The organism is Chitinophaga sp. (genome assembly GCF_036566945.1).
Taxonomy (GTDB): Bacteria; Bacteroidota; Bacteroidia; order Chitinophagales; family Chitinophagaceae; genus Chitinophaga.
In genome coordinates, this window is sequence record NZ_DATCVJ010001067.1 from 1 (window position 1) to 1865 (window position 1865).

Annotated in this window: 2 protein-coding genes; both read left to right on the forward strand. The window is 42.4% G+C overall.

The genetic code is table 11. The features are described from left to right. The first annotated feature begins 63 nt into the window (after nt 1-63). On the forward strand, nt 64-840 hold the full coding sequence (locus tag VIP81_RS32215) for an ABC transporter permease (protein ID WP_331971925.1): 777 nt from the start codon (nt 64-66) through the stop codon (nt 838-840). Then, nucleotides 840-1649: an ATP-binding cassette domain-containing protein gene (locus VIP81_RS32220; RefSeq protein ID WP_331971927.1), complete on the forward strand. Its 810-nt coding sequence runs from the start codon at nt 840-842 to the stop codon at nt 1647-1649. Before VIP81_RS32215 ends, VIP81_RS32220 begins: the two co-directional genes overlap by 1 nt. The last annotated feature ends 216 nt before the right edge of the window (nt 1650-1865 follow it).

Here is a 1865-nt window from a genome sequence, read left to right on the forward strand (position 1 = left end):
TCAGTATAATCCTGAGTAAGACAAAATCCGCTTCCATCCTCTCTTGACTCAATAACTTTAGACGTGATAAAATCTTTTTTTGAACCACTGCGCATACTCAATCGCCGTGCGATGTTGTCGCTCGTGATTGCAGAGGCTATCATAGCCCTGATATGCTGGCAGCTGAGTGGAGGTGGTTTAATTCCGACTCCGGTAAAAGTATTGCAAACGCTGGGCAAAATAGTACAGAACCCATCTTTCGTCGACGATCTTTTCAGCAGCCTGGTGTTGACCATCAAAGGCATGTTTATTTCTATTATCATCGCCTTAGTAATCAGTTATCTGTCTATTATTCCGTTTTTCAATCCGATCGCACGCTTTGTGATCAAATGCCGGTACCTGACCCTTACCGGTTTAACATTCCTCTTCACCCTGTGGACGCAGGATGGCCATGAACTGAAACTCAGCCTGCTGATTTTTGGTATCGTGCCGTTCTTTGTTACTTCGCTGTTGTCTGTAATCGATGGCATTAATAAGCAGGAGTTTGAGCTGTGTACCACCCTGCGTATGAACAGCTGGAAAACCTTATGGGAAGTGATTATCGTAGGACGACTGGACCAGGTTTTTGAAGTAATGCGACAGAACTTTGCTATTGCCTGGCTCATGATCACCTCTGTAGAAGGGCTGAGCATGAGTGAAGGTGGCCTCGGTGTAATGCTGATCCGTGCTAACAAATATGTACAGCTGGATGTGGTATTCGGTACCCTGGTGATCATCTTTTTGTTGGGGATCTTCTTTGACTATATTCTTGGCAAATTCCGGGAATGGTTATTTCCTTACACTAAACTCTCTACCCGCTAATGAACGCCAACGTATATACGAAACATGCGCCGTTGCTGTCTGCAGAACATCTTACCCTGCAGTATGGTGATAAAACAATCCTCCGCGATATTAATTTCTGCATCCATGATATTCATCGCCCTGATGTTCAACAGGGACAGGTAGTTTCATTGATTGGTCGTAGTGGTATTGGTAAAACCCAGCTGTTTAAAATCCTGTCAGGATTGATTAAGCCCACAGAAGGCGTGGTGAAAATAGATACAGATCAACACCTGGTGAAAGCAGGTGAGGTGGGCATTGTACCACAGAACTACATCCTCTTTAATCACCGTACTATTTATCATAACCTGAAAATAGGATTGGATAACGCTGCAGTGAAGCTGACGGAAGAGGAGAAGAAACGCATTATTGAAGATTATGCGGCTACCTTTCAATCGACCGAACACTTAAAAAAATATCCGGCGCAAATCAGCGGTGGACAACGGCAACGCGTCAGCATCATTCAGCAGGTACTCACCGGTAATAAATTTATTTTATTGGATGAACCTTTCTCCGGACTGGACATTCTCATGATCGATAAGGTGATTCAGTTGTTGATAAAAGTATCCACACTGCATGAAGAAAATACCCTGATCATCGTGAGCCACGATATTGAAAATGCCGCCGCTATTTCCGATACCGTTTGGGTATTAGGGAAAGAAGAGCATAAAGAAGGGGCTACCATTATCCAGGAATACGATCTGTGTAAAATGGGATTCGCCTGGCAGCCGGAAATCCGTAAGGAGCCGGGATTTCAGGAGCTCATCAGTACTATTAAAAAGCAGTTATAGCGATTTTTTGTCTTACTCAGGATTATACTGATTTAGATGATTTCCCGGATTTTTAGGGATTGAAAAAGGATTTGAAAAGATTAGCGAAGATTAACATCATAGATTATTAACCTACGATGTTAATCTTCGCTAATCTTTTTAAATCCTTTTTAGTGCATAAGGAAATTCAAAAAATTCCTGAAAATCATCTAAATCAGTATAATCCTGGGTAAGACA

Excerpts from the sequence above, each read along its gene's own strand:
- VIP81_RS32220 (WP_331971927.1), top strand. The coding sequence starts at position 840 with ATGAACGCCAACGTATATACGAAACATGCGCCGTTGCTGTCTGCAGAA.